We start from the raw sequence: 15,383 nt of genomic DNA on the forward strand, positions 1-15,383 counted from the left end.
AAAAATAAATAATATGCTCAGCACCTATCGATACCTATCGGTGGGTAGAGATCGCGTCCGTCGGCCCGAGTGACGGACCATGCCCATATTGATCGCTAGGCAATTCAGAAGTACCGTCAGGGCAGTTGAGGCTCATGACGGTACTTTTTTGACGCTAAGCTGCTGACAATACGCAGACTTTTCCGACAAGAGCCCCCCAAAACCGCGTGACGGTACTTTCTTGGAGGCGGCATACCATGTTGACGGACGCAGCGATCAAAGCGCTGAAACCAAAAGATAAAATCTACAAAGTAACTGATCGCGACGGCATGTATGTGCGTGTCGCGCCATCGGGCGCCCTTTCATTCAGGCTGGACTACCGGCTCAATGGTCGGCGCGAGACGGTTTACCTGGGCAAGTACGGGCGAGATGGAATCTCGTTAGCGCGAGCTCGAGAGCTGTGCTTGGACGCGAGGCGAGCGATCAGCGAAGGCCGGTCACCGGCCATCGAGAAGCAGCGCGAGAAACGTCGTATCAAGGAGGCGAAGAGCTTCGGCGAGTTCGGCGAAAAGTGGCTGGCGAACGCGCCGATGGCCGACAGCACCCGAGCTATGCGTCGTTCTATCTTTGAACGTGAGCTATTGCCGGTTTGGCGCAACCGCCTGCTTACCGAGATCACGCCCGACGACCTTCGCGCCCATTGCGGAAAGATTGTCGAGCGCGGCGCGCCGGCGACGGCGATCCACGTCCGGGACATCCTGAAGCAGATCTACGCGTTTGCGATCTTGCATGGTGAGAAGGTCGCCAATCCCGCCGATGACGTCGGACCTGCATCGATCGCGACGTTCACACCGAAGGATCGCGCCCTATCGCCAGCCGAAATTCGGGTGATGCTGAAGGAGTTGGAAAGGGTCTCTACACTGCCGACGATCCGTTTGGGGATGCGGCTCTTCCTGCTGACAATGGTGCGTAAGAGCGAATTGCAGGACGCGGTATGGGATGAGGTCGACTTTGAAAACGCCGTCTGGACGATTCCGAAGGAGCGGATGAAGCGGTCGAAAGCGCACAATGTCTATCTGTGCCGCCAAACCCTCGACATCATGATCGCCCTCAAGACTTGCGCCGGCAACTCGCGGTATCTCCTTCCGTCTCGTTACGACGCTGACGCTCCAATGTCCCGAGCGACCTTCAATCGTGTCACCTACTCAGTGGTGGAGCAGGCGAAGCAAGATGGACTGCCGCTCGAACCTTTCACGGTGCACGATCTACGGCGGACCGGCTCGACATTGCTAAATGAGCTGGGCTTCAATCGGGATTGGATCGAGAAGTGCTTGGCCCACGAAGACGGCCGGTCATCGCGCGGTGTGTACAACAAGGCAGAATATGAGGTTCAGCGTCGGCACATGATGCAGGAGTGGGCAGACATCGTCGACGCGTGGATCGATGGTCGGAAGCATATTCCAACTCTGCTTCCGCCCGCTATGCCTCTGGTCGAGCTTGATCCCGCTCTTTGATAGGACGGGACTTTCGCTTGGATACGTCGGGGTGCTGTGCGCGGCGGATTGGAGAGGCCCGCCGCGCCATCAGCCACGCCTCAACTTCTGCCAGGTCCCAGACGATGCAGCGCGGAGATAGGGCGAACCGGCGAGGAAAATCGCCACGCTGCTCCATTTCGTAAATGGTGCTGTCGGCCATCGGCACCATCTCGCGTAGCTGGTGCCGCCGGATTGTTCTCCGAATTTGCATAGTTTCGGTCCGTGTCACGCTCAATCTCCTTCGTTGCTATGCCGATTGAGAACGATAGATGTTGAGAGTGGAAGCCTTCTTGAAATGCCGTGCGGTAATATCGGGCTATGGCGCGCACATCGGCGGGTCTCGATAGAGCTGTCAGGTGCAGCATAGGAATGAGTAGGCGCTGGAAGGAGTGAGGACCGCGACAAGGCGGAGGCGCATGGCAGACGCACCTCCCTCAAAATCTGCCGGAGCAATCAATGTCGGTTCGAATCCGACTGCACGCACCGGACCTCTTTGAAGCCTTTCATTGGAGGTCGGCAGTAGCCGCATCCCCAATTTCCGTAACCCACTCCATGATCGCCGGTGGAGACGGTGACAAAACCGGCTTAGAGTGGTGTCAAGCAATCAATGCCGTAGCGATATTGATGAGTGCTGCTCATAAGCGCTTGAACCTCTCCCGATCTAATCCCGCCGACGGTAATCGTCTATTCTCCCCGCGATCTTAGGTCACCGGACAGAAGCGTCGATCGAGCACCGCAAGGACTGATCGCAGATTCTTCGGAGTAACTTCACACCTGAGGCGGCTGCCGCGTCGTTTGAGCTCTTCAAAATTTGTCGTGCAGCGCCGCCGTCAGCTCAAGCGCGAGACAGATTCATGTGCGATCACTGCGGCAACCTTAATCACACCGATGAATTGCGCGACCCCGGTCGGCGCCGGGCGCTGCTCGCGGGTGCCGGGCTTGCCGCCGCTCCGTTGATCGCAGGGATAGTAGATGCAGCGCAGGCTCAGGACGTAATGCAAGTCGCTCCGACTGCACCGTTCAAGGCCAGGGCGTGGGCGGCCTCCAGCGCCACGTCACCCTTTGTCCCCATCGAGATCAATCGCCGGGCAGTCGGCCCGAAGGATGTGCGGGTCGAGATCCTCTATGCCGGCATATGCCATTCCGACATCCATGCCGTTCGCAGCGAATGGGGACCAGCCCGATATCCGATCGTCCCCGGCCATGAGATCATCGGGCGAGTGAGTGTTGTCGGCAGCGGTGTAACGAAGTTCAAGGTGGGCGACATAGCGGGGGTGGGCTGCATGGTCGATTCCTGCGGCACCTGTGAGAACTGCTTGGCCGATCGTGAGCAGAACTGCCTGAACGGCACGACCTTTACGTACGACTCCGACGACAAGGTCTCGGGCGGCGTCACCTATGGCGGCTATTCGACCGCTGTGGTGGTCACCGAACGGTTCGCCATCCGCATTCCACCGGGTGTCAATCTCGCGGCGATGACGCCGGTTCTCTGCGCGGGCATCACCACTTTTTCCCCGATGCAGCATTGGCGACTCGAGCGCGGCCAGCGCGTCGGCGTGATCGGGCTCGGCGGCCTTGGGCACATGGCGGTGAAATTGGGCGTCGCGCGCGGCGCCGAGGTGACGGTGTTCACCACCACACCGGGCAAGATCGAAGACGCAAAGCGTCTGGGCGCCCGCGAAGCGGTGCTATGGGAAGATATGGCGGCGATGCAGCGGCTGCGTGGCCATTTCGACCTGATGATCGCGACGGTGCCACAAGCGTTCCCGGTGCAGCGTTTCATGGATTTGTTGAAGCTCGACGCGACGCTGGTCAATATCGGTGCGCTGGAGGACATCAGCGGTCTGAACGGCATGCTCAACGGCTTCGGGCGCAAGAGCTTCGCAGGTTCGATGATCGGCGGGATCGCCGAAACCCAGGAAGTGATCGACTATTGCGCCGCGCGCAGCATAGCTGCCGATGTCGAGATCATCAGGCCGGACCAGATAGCCGAAGCTTATGATCGCGTCATCGGCAAGGCGGTTCGCTACCGCTTCGTGATCGATATGGCGGCCGCCTAGACCCTCATACCCACGTCAGCCAGCGGCGAAAGGACGAGACATGCCCGACGGGAAGAACGATAGCCTTGTTAATGGCGACGGCAAGGATGCAAGCAATCTCAGCCGGCGTGGCGTGATCATGGCCGGAACGGGACTTGTCGCGGGCGCCGCGATCCCCTCACTCATTGGGGCACAAGACGCGCATGCGCAGAGTGCTGCGCGCGCCAAGACCGTTATCATCGCGTCGCACCCCTATCCCGATCGCTCTGTCGTCAACAAGGCGCTGTGGAGCGTCGCCGAGCAAGCGATCGACGCGTCGTACAAGAATCTCGAGTCCACCTACGGGGACAATTTGAGAGGGTTTGATCGAGCCGCGGAGCGAAATCTTTATGCAGGAATGGACAGGCTCGTCCTGATGTTTCCGATCCACTGGTTCAATCTGACGCCGATGATGAAGGCCTATCTGAATGAGGTCTGGGGCGCGGGCGCTCCGCCGGAACTGCGGAGCAAGGAATTGCTGGTGGTGACGACGGCGGGTGCGGATGCCGATGCCTATAGCCGTGAAGGCCGTCTCGGTTTCAGCATCGAGGAGGTTCTGACGCCGCTGCGCGCCAGCGCCCGATACACCGGCATGACCTTTTCCCCGCCGCTGGCCTTTCTCGGTGTCCTGGGCGCGAATGCCGCCACGATCCGCGGATATCAGGATGCGTTGGCCGCCAGGCTGCGAGAACCGCCGCGCAGGGATTGAGTCCCTGCGACCACATCAAAGGCATGTCCGGCGATGTTCAGTCTTGTCGATTTAATTTGAGCTTCGGGTGTGCCGAAGCCGATACGGAGTGTTTATGGACTATGTCAATCTGGGCCGCACGGGCCTGAAAGTGTCGCGGCTTTGCCTGGGCTGCATGAGCTACGGCGAGCCCGAGCGTCTGCCGCAGCCCTGGTCGCTTGGCGAGGAAGAGTCCCGGCCGTTGCTCAGACAGGCGCTGGAAGCCGGCATTAATTTCTTCGACACGGCGGACATCTATTCGGGTGGCAGCTCGGAGGAGATTGTCGGCCGTGCCATCCGGGATATGGCACGGCGCGACGAGGTGGTGATCGCCACCAAGGCGTTCTTCCCGCTGCGCAACGCGCCGAACGTCGGATTTCTGTCGCGCAAGTCTCTGCTCCAGGCGATCGACGACAGCCTTGTTCGTCTCGGTATGGACTATGTCGATCTCTATCAGATCCATCGCTTCGACCATGGCACGCCTGTCGAGGAGACGATGGAGGCCCTGCATGACATCGTGAAGGCCGGCAAGGCCCGCTACATCGGTGCGTCATCGATGGAGGCATGGCGGTTCGCCAAGATGCAGAACGTCGCCGAGCGGCACGGCTGGACGCGCTTCGTGTCGATGCAGCCGCAATACAACCTTCTCTACCGCGAGGAGGAACGCGAGATGCTACCGCAATGCCTTGATCAGGGCGTGGGCGTCATTCCCTGGAGCCCGATGGCGCGTGGCAGGCTGACGCGTGACTGGAGCGAGGCGACCCGACGCAGCGAGAACGACGCCTTTGCGATGAAGATGTACCAGAACGCGGCTGAACTCGATAAGCCGATCGTCGACGTGGTGGCTCGCCTCGCTGAGCAGCACGGCGTTCCGCGTGCGCATGTCGCGCTCGCCTGGCTGTTGTCGAAGCCGGTGATCACGGCTCCCATTATCGGCGCGACGAAGCCGGATCATCTGTCGATGGCGATCGGCGCGTTGAACTTCTCGTTGAGCGAGGCCGAAATCGCCGAACTGGAGGCCCCCTATCTGCCGCACCCGGTGGATGGCGTCATACCGCCTTTGCCGTCGGACCCGCCGGCTCTTACGCCGCTGCAGGCGTGAGAGCGGCCGCGCGCAAGATTTAAATCGGGGCAGCCGGTCATTCGTCGAGTATTTTTCAGGCCGGCTCCCAGATCCTGACAGGTGCCGATATGGTGAACCACTGCATTGGTGGGGATCGACGAGGATGCCGACGATACCGAAAACAGAAGGAAACCTGAATGCGAAAGTTATTGTTTGCGTTGCTGGCCATGGTGATGACGATGGGGGTTAGCCATAGCGCGATGGCCGCGGAAACCGGCCAGCCGATCATGCGGATCTTCGAGTTCGTAATCGCCCCCGACCAGATCGCCGCGTTCATGGAGGCGGGACGGCAGAATCTTGAGGCATCGGTGCGAGACGAGCCCGGGGTGATCTCGATGTATTGCGTCACCGACAAGACCGATCCCACGAAGCTCTATGTCGTCGAAGTGTATCGCGACCAAGCGGCCTACGAGGCGCATATTAAGACACCGCACTTCACCCGCTTCGTGAGCGAGATCCAGGGCAAGGTCGTCTCGCGGCGGGTCATTGAAACGAACCCGGCCTTCCTGGGGGCGAAGCCCTTCACCTGGGCGGCCCCGTAAGCTCTGTTCTTGGCAGCAGGGTTGGCGATCAGGCCGGATCGTAGCCCGGTTTCTTGTAGATCGTCTCCTGCTTGTCCTGAATGTCCGGCCCGTAGACCTGGCTGAACCAGGCTTCGGCATCGACATCCTCGATGCCGACCGAGACCGCCGCCTCCTCGCAGCCCATGACGCCGACCAGCGCTTGCGTCAGGGCTTGTGCAAGCCGAGCCTTCTGATCGCTCGTCGGCCGGCTGGTGATTTTCACGATGATGTGGGGCATATCGGTTTCCTCTACAGCGAAGTCATCTTCGCTCTCATTTTACGTGTGCGAATAGGGACGTGGGGCAAGTGCGAACGCGCGCGAGCGAAAGATCATCGCGCCGCCCGGCTCGGCGCCGCTGTTGGCGACGATCAGCAGTTCGTCGCTTCCCGGCCGGATCGCCAGGCTCGTGGATTTCAGGTTGCGGCCGCTATCGCGATCAGGGAGCAGGATCTGCCCGATCGGCAGGCCGTTGCTGTTGAACACGATCACCCGGCCTTGGCCCGAGATCGCCACATAGACATTGCCCTCGCTATCGACGCGCGCGCCGTCCGGAGCCGGCCCGGTGAACTGGTAGGCGACGACCGAGCCAAATGGCGCGATGCGGGTGGGGTCCTGGAGCCTGACGCGATGGAGGGTGTTCTTCCCGTGCTCGGTGGCCCACAACTGCGAGCCGTCCGGGCTGAGCGCGATGCCATTACCGACGGCAAGGCCCGGTAGAACGGGCGTCACGGTCTTGAAATCGGGGCTGACGTAGAACACCCCACCACTGGTCCGGGCGGACGTGCCGCGGCTGTCGGTGAAGTAGAAGCCGCCCTTGTCATCGAAGACGAGGTCATTCGCGAGGTGGCCGGCACCCGGGACGACGATCATCCGTTCGCCCGAGCCATCGGGGTCGACGGAACGGATGGAGCCCTGGTGCATGTCACCGACCGAGGCGATGAAGATGCGGCCATCCTTGTGAACGGCAAGCCCGGCTGCGCCGAGCCTGTTTTCGGGCACGACGACCGCAAGCTGGCGGTCGGGCGTCAGCCGGAACACGCGGCCGGTCGCTGCGTCGACGAACAGGAGATTGTCGTTCCTGTCGAACACGGCCCCTTCGAGCACGACTGATTGATCCGAGACTTTGAAATAAGGCTCGGCCTCGACGGTCTGCAGCGCACGCTCGGACGGTGGGATGGGCACGGCGCTACGGGTGAGCGCATCATGGTGAAGCCCCGGCATGTCACGAGCCTCCTGCGCGTTGGCGACGGTGGATCGGACCAGCATCAGTCCGGCGAGCGCTGTGCCGACGATAAGGATCGACCTCCTGCCCGATGAGGATGGCAGGCTCTCGCTCATGGTCGCATTCCCTATCGCTGGCCGCCATGACAGACCCCTCAGCTCCGCCGCTTCTCGAAAATGCCCTTGGCTACGGGCAGCGCCGACATCGCGTTCGGCCAGCCCGCATAGAAGGCGAGATGGGTGATGACTTCGGCGGCCTGCTCTTCGGTGAGGCCATTGTCCATCGCGCGGGTGAGATGATAGGTGATCTGCTCGACCTGACCGGTCGAGATCAGTGCTGCGACGGTGATGAGGCTGCGGTCACGCGGGGCAAGCTCCGGACGCAGCCACAGATCCCGGAACAGATAGTCGGTGGTGTATTGGACCAGGCCCGGCGCCACGCTGTCGAACTGCTCGCCTACGCGGGTGGCGCGTTGCGCTTCAGCCTGTTCGTCCAGCGGCAAGGGCGCGGGATCGACGGCCGGGAGCTGATCTGTCTGGACGCCGCGCTTGGCGAAGACGTCGCCGACCGGCCCGATCGCTGCCATGGCCTTGCCCCAGCCCGAGTAATAGGCGAGATGCGTGATGGTCTCGGAGATCTCAGCGGGCTTCACACCGTTTCCGATCGCCTGATCGGCGTAATAGGCCAGCGCTGGCGCTTCCCCGCGCGCGATCAGCGCGGCGACAGTGACCAGACTGCGATCGCGCCGGTTCAAGCCGGCCCTGTTCCAGACGTCGCCATAGATGCGATGCTGCGTGTAGTGTTCGAGGGCCGGCGCTACCGAACGCACCTGATCGGGCGAGAAGCGACGGCCTTCGATGTTTGGCTGCTGGGCCTGGCCAGTGGTTGCGGTCATGGAAAAACTCCTGCGATAACTGCGGCGAGGTGTTTGATCACCAGGTCCGCGGGGCACGGTTGAAGGATAGATGATCGCAGCCGTTCGGCGGTCGAAGCCCGCCTCAGCTGTAGTCGAACTGGCTCTCGGTAAAGGGATCGGCTCGACCGCCGCGCAGGGTGATCCTGGCGAGGCCCGCATCGATCTCGCGCAATTCCCCGGCAGAAAGCATGACCGTCGGCGCACCGATATTCTCGATGAGATGCGGATACTGCGTCGTGCCCGGGATCGGCACGATCCACGGACGCTGTGCCAGAACCCAGGCAAGCGCGAACTGTACCGAGGTCGTGTTCTTGCGTCGTGCCCAGTCCCGCGCGAATTCCAGCAACGCCATGTTGGTGGGCAGCGCGTCGGGCTGGAAGCGTGGCAGGTTATGGCGGCGATCCGTCGCGTCGAAGCGATGGCTTGGATTGACCGCGCCAGCCAGGAAGCTGCGGGCGGTCGGGCAATAGGGCACGAAGCCGATGCCGAGCTCCTCCAGCGTCGGGAAGATCCGCGTTTCCGGCTCACGCCACCACATCGCATATTCGCTCTGGACGGCCGTGACCGGCTGCACCGCATGGGCGCGGCGGATCGTGTTGGCGCTCGCCTCCGACAGTCCCCAGTGCTTGACCTTGCCGGCCTGGATCAGATCCTTGATGGTGCCCGCCACATCCTCGATCGGCACATTGGGATCGGGGCGATGCTGGTAGAGCAGATCGATGTGATCCGTCTTCAGGCGCCTGAGCGAGCCATCGACGGCGCGACGGATATGATCGGGCCGGCTGTTGAGCGCCGCGAATTGCCCTTCCTCGACGCCGAACCCGAACTTGGTGGCGATCACGACCTGATCGCGGACGGGCGCGAGCGCTTCGCCGACAAATTCCTCGCTGAGATGGGGGCCATAGACCTCGGCGGTGTCGAAGAAGGTGACGCCCCGCTCGAAGGCGGTACGGATGAGCGCGACCATCGCCTTGCGGTCGCGCGGACCGCCACCGTAATAGCCGACCATCGGCAGGCAGCCGAGGCCGAGCGCGGAAACCTCCAGGGAACCCAGCTTGCGGCTGTTCATCGAATGCTCCTTTTGGGGGACAGCAGACCCGTCGCCGGCTCCCGTGTTTGCCGATTGCGCCGATGCGCTTTCGGGCTTTCCAATCGTAGCGGCCGCCAACATCAGCCCTGCGCCTGCGCTCAAGAATGCGCGGCGGTCCGTCGCGATCGGAGGGTTTTCCGCCGTGTCATGGTGGTGAGAAATGGTCATGGCTGACGCTCCAATCTTGAAGTTCGAGTTTACTCGTGCCCGCAGTTACCAGGCGTAGGCCTGCGGCGCCTCGCCGCCGGGGCCCGGCCAGATCTCTTCGAGACAACGCACGGTATCGTCCGACAGCGAGATCTCGATTGCCCGAAGGGTTTGCCGGAGTTGATCGACGGTCCGGGGACCGACCAGCGGCGCGGTGACGGTCGGGTTCTGGAGAAGCCATGCCAGCGCGACATCGCCCGGCGCTTCGGAGAGGTCGTCGCACAACGCTTCATAGGCTTCGAGCTGGGGACGAAGCTGTTCGATCCTTTGGGCAAGGGCGGGCCTGGCGCGCCGCCCCTCTGATGCCTTCTTCAAAACGCCGCCCAACAAACCACCGGCCAGTGGGCTCCAGGGAATAAGGCCGAGGCCGTGATACCGGCAGGCAGGGATCACCTCGAGTTCGAGCGTCCGGGCGGCCAGATTGTAGAGACTCTGCTCGGACACGAGGCCAAGGAAATGCCGGGCCCTGGCCTCAGCCTGCGCTGTCGCGATGTCCCATCCGGCGAAATTGCTGCTGCCGACATAGAGAACCTTACCCTGCTGGACCAGGATCTCGAACGCCTGCCAGATCTCCTCCCATGGCGTGTGGCGATCGACATGGTGCATTTGATAGACGTCGATATGGTCGGTCCTGAGCCGGCGCAGGCTGTCCTCACAGGCCTTGCGGATATGGTAGGCCGAAAGCCGCCGGTCATTCGGGCCCGGCCCCATCGGCTGGTAAAGCTTGGTGGCAAGCACGATCTGCTCGCGCCTTCCACCCTGATCGAGCCAGCGGCCGATGATCTCTTCGGAGAGGCCCGTACCCTGCTTGATGTCGGGTGACTGCGCCGTGCCGTAGACGTCGGCCGTGTCGATGAAATTGATGCCGGCCTCGAGCGCCTCGTCCATGATGCGAAAGCTCGTCGCCTCGTCGGTGACGTCGCCGAAGTTCATAGTACCCAGGCACAGGCGGCTGACCTTGAGGCCCGATCGGCCCAGATGCGTATAGTCCATAGCGCTTTCTCATTGCTTGATGGCGACGCCCGGAATTCTCACCGGGATCTGGCCGCGTGCTCATTCCAACATAGCGAGGCAGGCAGCCGTGAGTTAGCGGGGCGCGTTGGATGGACTTGTGAGCGGCATTCAGGAACTGGTGACGCTAAGCGTTCCCGGGTCTATAGTACCCAGATAGGCAGGGCCGAGAGATCGCGCCAATGCTGACTGAAGATGAAGCGGGGTTTGTCCCCGCCAACGCCAAGGTTTGTTCAAGACATGCAGACAAGTCGCGCCGATGTAGCCGATCTCATCTACTTCCTGGCGATTGCGCGGCATCGCAGCTTCAGCCGCGCGGCGGTAGAGATCGGCGTGAGCGCGTCGGCGGTCAGCCATGCCCTGAAAGGGCTCGAAAACCGTCTAGGCGTTCGCCTGCTCAATCGCACCACTAAGAGCGTCACCCTGACGACGGCCGGCGAGGCGCTGGCGCAGACGATCGGCCAGCCCTTCGAAGTGATCGACACGGCGCTGGAGACGCTCAATCGCTTTCGCGACGCGCCCGCCGGCCGCATCCGGATCAATGTGGCGGTCGAAGCGGCGAACCTCCTTCTGGCGCCGGTCCTGCCGGCATTCATGGAGCGCTATCCGGATGTCGAGATCGACATCGTCGCCAGCAATCGTCTGGTCGATGTCACGGACGCAGGTTTCGACGCCGGGATCCGCTATGGCGGAACGGTGCCCGAAGACATGGTGGCGCAGCGCTTGTCGGCGGATATCCGATGGGTCGTGGTCGGCGCACCCGCCTATCTCGATCGGTTCGGATCGCCGGAGCATCCCGATGATCTCCTGCACCATCGCTGTATCAGCAATCGGCTTGGGGATGACCGTATCTATCGCTGGGAGTTGGAGAATGGCGGCGATGCGATGCAAGTCAGCGTTCCGGTCTCCGTCACCGTGGATCAGGCGCAGACCGGCCTGATCGCGGTGCTGGGCGGTGCGGGGCTGATGTACTTCCCCGAGCCACTGGTCGAGCCTTACCTGCGGGATGGACAGCTACGCATCGTGCTACCCCAATGGGCGTCGTTCGGCGAGGGTTTCCACATTTACTATTCCAGTCGGCGGCAGGTGCCGACGGGACTGCGTCTGCTGATCGAACTTGTTCGGGACATGAGGCCGCTCGGCCTCTAAGCCCATGATGCCGGGCCATCGGCGGCGGCGTTGCTGAAAGACTCCGGGCCGCATCTATCCGGTTGATTCATGAGCATCGCTCATAAGGACATCAACATCAGCGGCGCTAGTTTCCGCTCCGCCGCACGGTATAATTTCGCTCACATCAATGTCGAATGACCGCAGATTCCCGAAGTCGCGACCTCGCGACCGATGGGCTGCGGCCACTCGCATCCAAACAGCCGAATCTTGCCTTCTGCGCCGTAGGTCAACGCTGCCGGTGCGCCGTGGCGGCGACGAACGGCGGCTCATGGCCTGCGTGTAACTGGGAAGCTCTATGACCTCGGACGCCTCGACGACACACCCTATCAAGTCACACCCGGAGCCGTCCTGGGGCGGTGTCTATGCCCTGTCGCTCGGCGCGTTTGCCCTGATCGCATCCGAGTTCATGCCGGTCAGCCTGCTGACGCCCATCGCCACAGAGCTGCAGATCACCGAGGGGCAGGCCGGTCAGGCCATCTCCGTGTCCGGCGCCTTCGCGGTTCTCACCAGCCTCTTCATTTCCGGCCTTGCTGGTGGTCTGGACCGCAAACGGCTGCTGCTGGCCTTGACCGGCGTGATGATCGTTTCCGGTACGATCGTGGCAGTGGCGCCGAATTACGAGATCTTTATGCTCGGCCGCGCCCTGATCGGGGTCGTCATTGGCGGCTTCTGGTCGATGGCGGCAGCAACGACCATGCGTCTGGTCGCGACCCATCAGGTCCCCAAGGCGCTCGCGATCCTCAATGGCGGCAATGCGCTGGCGACGGTGGTCGCGGCCCCGCTCGGCAGTTTCCTTGGCGGGTTGATCGGCTGGCGCGGGGCGTTTTTCTTCGTTGTCCCGGTCGCCGCGATCGTCTTCATTTGGCAGCTGATCAGCCTGCCGTCGATGAAAGCGACATCGCGAACCAGCGTCGCAGGGGTGTTCATGGTGCTGAAGCGGCCGGTGGTGGCTCTAGGCATGGCGACGGCCGGCCTCTTCTTCATGGGTCAGTTCGCGCTCTTCACCTATTTGCGGCCCTTCCTGGAAATGGTCGCGCATGTCGATGCTTCCATCCTGTCATTGCTGCTGCTGACGATGGGCGTAACCGGCTTTATCGGCACGTCGCTGATCGGTCGATTCCTCCATCAGGGTCTCTACAGAACATTGATCATCATCCCCGTGCTGATGGCGGTTATTGCCACGGCGCTCATCTTGTTGGGTGGCAGCGTTGCGGTCATCGCCGTGTTGCTGGGCTTGTGGGGGCTGTTCGCGACCTCGGCTCCGGTTGGTTGGTGGACCTGGGTCGCGCGGACGATGCCGGACGATGCCGAGGCCGGCGGTGGCCTGATCGTCGCCGTGATTCAGCTCGCGATCACGCTCGGCGCGGTGGTCGGAGGGATCCTGTTCGATAGCAGCGGCTACATCGCGACTTTCGGCGTCAGTGCGGTCCTTCTGCTCATCGCAGCGCTGTTGACGGTGCTGACGGCGCGCAGGGTTCAACCTGCTTTGCAGGCGGCCTGAAGCAGGTGCCCGAGCGTCGACGTTCAGCGCCAGACCATGAAGAGAAGTGGCAGGAGCATAGACGTCAGGACGCCGTTGAGAGCGATGCCGACGGCAGCGAAGGCTGCTGCGAGTTCGCTGCGCGAAGCGACCTGGGCCGCAGCGACACCGCTCCCCGCAACGCCGGCGGCCAGGCCATGCGCGCGCCAGTCATGGATGCGGAGCCTTTTGAGCAGTGCGTAGCCTGTCACTGCGGCCAGCACACCGCCGAGGATCGCAAAGGATGCCGTCAGTGCGGGAATGCCCCCGATCTCGGTGGAGACGGCGATTGCAATAGGCGTAGTCACCGCCTTGGGCGCAATCGAGAGCGCGAGCGCCCGCGAGCCTCCAAGCGCCCAGACGATGGCGACCCCGCTCACAACCGAAGTGATCGAGCCTACGAGCAGAGAGAGCATCACGGCGAGCAGGCTGCGGCTGACATGCGCCAGATTGCGCGCCAGCGGAATGGCGAGCGCCACGGTGGCCGGGCCAAGCAGAAAATGGATGAACTGAGCGCCGGCGAAATAGGTCGCGTAGGGCGTGCGCGTCCCGAGCAACAGCGCGCTGATCAAAACGATGCTGATCAGCACGGGACTTGCAAAAAGCGACCCGCCGAACGCCTTCTGGATGGTGCAGCCCAGCCAGTAGGCGAACAGGGTGACGCCGAGCCAGAGCAGTGGCGAGCCGGAGAGCGGAACCCAGAGATCGGAGAAAGTCTGGGTCACTCCGATGTCTCCTGCAAAACAGCGTCAGCATCCAGGTTCGATCGTTCGCCGCGCAGGAGCCAATGCATGGTGAAGCCGGTCGCCGCGACGCTGAGCAGCGTCGAACCGACCAGCGCTGCGACGATCTGCAGCCATTCCTGCTCGACCAGGCCGATCTGGGCGATGATGCCGACGCCGGCGGGCACGAAGAGCAGTCCCATATGCGAAATCAGCCCTTCGGAGGTCTTCTCAAGTGCAAGGCGCGCGGTGCCGGGCACGGCGGGTTGCCTGCTGTCCGCTGCGATGAGGATCAGCGCCAGGAGCAGCATGGCAATGACCGGTCCCGGGATCGGCAGTGCGAGAGCGGTGCGAAGCGCCTCCCCGGCAAGCTGGCAGGCGATCAGGATCAGGAATGCGGTAGCCATGGCGACCTCTCAGGGCTGGGCGGGGGCCGTGCCGTCGGTCGCGGCAAGGCCGGCATCGAGTGCAGCAAGAAGGCCGAGGGCCGACCAGTCGAGGTCGGCATGACCGGCGGCGACCAGGGCCACCAGGCGATCATGCACGAGGCTCGCCGCGGGCATCGGGACGGCTGCTTGCTCGGCCTCCGCCAGAGCGAGGCGAAGATCCTTCACCGCCAATGGCACGGTCATGCCGGGCGGGCTGTAGCGCTCCTCGACGATTTTTCCGCCATAGGTACGATGGACCTTGGAGTCGAAGAGCGTGTTGGTGAGCACATCGAAGGCCGATCGCTGTTCGACACCATGCTTGCGCAGGAGGGCCAGAACCTCGCCCATGCTCTGCAGCGTCAGCGCCGTCAGCACGTTGCCTGCAAGCTTCATCAGGTTGGCGGCGCCCGCATCCTCACCGATGGTGAAGAGACGCTGACCAAGCCGTTCCAGGGTCGGACGGGCAAGCGTCATTCCTTTATCGGATCCAGCAGCGAGGACGAACAGCTTTCGTCCTCGGGCAAGGTCGGGATTGCCGAGGACCGGCGCTGCGACATAGTGCTGCCCGCGCCGGGCATGGTCGGCGGCAAGCTCGCGGGAGAGGCCGGGGCTGATCGTGCCCATGGCGATGTGGGCGGTGCCGGCGGCGAGGCTGTCCAGCAAACCGCCTTCGCCCCGCGTGACGGCGGTCAGGGCGTCGTCGTCCGGCAGGAAGGTGATGACGAGGTCGCAGGCTTCAAGCGAAGCGAGAGAAGTGGAGCATTCCAGACCGGAGGACAGGATGGCTTGCGCGCGAGAGGGATTTCGATCGAAAGCCAGAACGCGACGGCCATCTTCGACCAGATTGAGGGCGACGGCTTCGCCCATGCGGCCCAGGCCGACAACGCCGATGACCGGGTTCCCCGTCTCGGCGTGATCTTCCCCGTTCAGCAAAGATGGGGCGATGTTTGGATGGGTCTGGCCCAATCCGCTGGGCGATGCGGTCGAAGAGTTCATATGTATTCACCGAGCTTTGTTGGATATTTGAAGGTAAAATACGCTGCTGTGCCGCCATGCAGAATGACTTTGACGGCAAATGATTGTTGCGCAGAG

16 protein-coding genes are annotated in these 15,383 nt (G+C 62.6%); 7 read left to right on the forward strand and 9 right to left on the reverse strand.

Features of this window, described 5'->3' with window-relative positions; translation table 11 throughout:
* Positions 1 to 236: 236 nt before the first annotated feature.
* Complete coding sequence (locus ACIGJE_RS16115) at positions 237 to 1,493, forward strand: tyrosine-type recombinase/integrase (protein WP_483677930.1); 1,257 nt, start codon at positions 237 to 239, stop codon at positions 1,491 to 1,493.
* On the opposite strand, the gene ACIGJE_RS16120 is transcribed toward ACIGJE_RS16115, so the two are convergent.
* A complete protein-coding gene (locus tag ACIGJE_RS16120; protein WP_483680264.1) occupies positions 1,459 to 1,725 on the reverse strand; it encodes a helix-turn-helix transcriptional regulator in 267 nt (88 codons plus the stop codon). The two genes, ACIGJE_RS16115 and ACIGJE_RS16120, sit on opposite strands and share 35 nt — an antisense overlap.
* 784 nt (positions 1,726 to 2,509) lie before the next feature.
* Between ACIGJE_RS16120 and ACIGJE_RS16125 the strand changes: the two genes are divergently transcribed.
* The 4 genes from ACIGJE_RS16125 to ACIGJE_RS16140 all read left to right on the forward strand — a co-directional run bounded on the left by ACIGJE_RS16125 (position 2,510) and on the right by ACIGJE_RS16140 (position 5,984).
* A complete protein-coding gene (locus ACIGJE_RS16125) occupies positions 2,510 to 3,574 on the forward strand; it encodes an NAD(P)-dependent alcohol dehydrogenase (protein ID WP_483680266.1) in 1,065 nt (354 codons plus the stop codon).
* Positions 3,575 to 3,614: 40 nt separating this feature from the next.
* A complete protein-coding gene (locus tag ACIGJE_RS16130) occupies positions 3,615 to 4,301 on the forward strand; it encodes an NAD(P)H-dependent oxidoreductase (RefSeq protein WP_483677932.1) in 687 nt (228 codons plus the stop codon).
* Between the two features lie 94 nt (positions 4,302 to 4,395).
* Positions 4,396 to 5,421 (forward strand): aldo/keto reductase, encoded by a 1,026-nt coding sequence (locus ACIGJE_RS16135; RefSeq protein WP_483677934.1) that lies wholly within the window; start codon positions 4,396 to 4,398, stop codon positions 5,419 to 5,421.
* Positions 5,422 to 5,579: 158 nt separating this feature from the next.
* Entirely contained in the window at positions 5,580 to 5,984 is a 405-nt protein-coding gene (locus ACIGJE_RS16140; RefSeq protein WP_483677936.1) for a putative quinol monooxygenase, read from the forward strand.
* A gap of 28 nt (positions 5,985 to 6,012) precedes the next feature.
* On the opposite strand, the gene ACIGJE_RS16145 is transcribed toward ACIGJE_RS16140, so the two are convergent.
* The 5 genes from ACIGJE_RS16145 to ACIGJE_RS16165 all read right to left on the reverse strand — a co-directional run bounded on the left by ACIGJE_RS16145 (position 6,013) and on the right by ACIGJE_RS16165 (position 10,434).
* Positions 6,013 to 6,243, reverse strand: coding sequence for a tautomerase family protein (locus ACIGJE_RS16145; RefSeq protein WP_483677938.1), 231 nt, complete (start codon positions 6,241 to 6,243; stop codon positions 6,013 to 6,015).
* A gap of 39 nt (positions 6,244 to 6,282) precedes the next feature.
* Positions 6,283 to 7,344: an SMP-30/gluconolactonase/LRE family protein gene (locus ACIGJE_RS16150; protein ID WP_483677940.1), complete on the reverse strand. Its 1,062-nt coding sequence runs from the start codon at positions 7,342 to 7,344 to the stop codon at positions 6,283 to 6,285.
* 38 nt (positions 7,345 to 7,382) lie between these two features.
* Complete coding sequence (locus ACIGJE_RS16155) at positions 7,383 to 8,123, reverse strand: carboxymuconolactone decarboxylase family protein (RefSeq protein ID WP_483677942.1); 741 nt, start codon at positions 8,121 to 8,123, stop codon at positions 7,383 to 7,385.
* A gap of 103 nt (positions 8,124 to 8,226) precedes the next feature.
* A complete protein-coding gene (locus ACIGJE_RS16160) occupies positions 8,227 to 9,213 on the reverse strand; it encodes an aldo/keto reductase (RefSeq protein ID WP_483677944.1) in 987 nt (328 codons plus the stop codon).
* A 234-nt stretch (positions 9,214 to 9,447) separates the two neighbouring features.
* Positions 9,448 to 10,434 (reverse strand): aldo/keto reductase, encoded by a 987-nt coding sequence (locus ACIGJE_RS16165; RefSeq protein WP_483677946.1) that lies wholly within the window; start codon positions 10,432 to 10,434, stop codon positions 9,448 to 9,450.
* Positions 10,435 to 10,659: 225 nt separating this feature from the next.
* On the opposite strand from ACIGJE_RS16165, the gene ACIGJE_RS16170 reads away from it, so the two are divergent.
* Positions 10,660 to 11,601, forward strand: a complete 942-nt coding sequence (locus ACIGJE_RS16170; RefSeq protein WP_483677948.1) for a LysR family transcriptional regulator — start codon at positions 10,660 to 10,662, stop codon at positions 11,599 to 11,601.
* 316 nt (positions 11,602 to 11,917) lie between these two features.
* A complete protein-coding gene (locus tag ACIGJE_RS16175; protein ID WP_483677950.1) occupies positions 11,918 to 13,123 on the forward strand; it encodes an MFS transporter in 1,206 nt (401 codons plus the stop codon).
* A 23-nt stretch (positions 13,124 to 13,146) separates the two neighbouring features.
* On the opposite strand, the gene ACIGJE_RS16180 is transcribed toward ACIGJE_RS16175, so the two are convergent.
* From ACIGJE_RS16180 to ACIGJE_RS16190, 3 genes are read right to left on the reverse strand one after another with little or no spacing between them, the layout of a single operon-like run.
* Positions 13,147 to 13,866, reverse strand: a complete 720-nt coding sequence (locus ACIGJE_RS16180; RefSeq protein ID WP_483677952.1) for an LrgB family protein — start codon at positions 13,864 to 13,866, stop codon at positions 13,147 to 13,149.
* Positions 13,863 to 14,270, reverse strand: coding sequence for a CidA/LrgA family protein (locus ACIGJE_RS16185; RefSeq protein ID WP_483677954.1), 408 nt, complete (start codon positions 14,268 to 14,270; stop codon positions 13,863 to 13,865). The genes ACIGJE_RS16180 and ACIGJE_RS16185 overlap by 4 nt, the downstream gene beginning before the upstream one ends.
* A gap of 9 nt (positions 14,271 to 14,279) precedes the next feature.
* Positions 14,280 to 15,287, reverse strand: a complete 1,008-nt coding sequence (locus ACIGJE_RS16190) for an NAD(P)-dependent oxidoreductase (RefSeq protein WP_483677956.1) — start codon at positions 15,285 to 15,287, stop codon at positions 14,280 to 14,282.
* Positions 15,288 to 15,383: the final 96 nt, after the last annotated feature.

The organism is Labrys sp. E2SS-1L, from assembly GCF_057073705.1.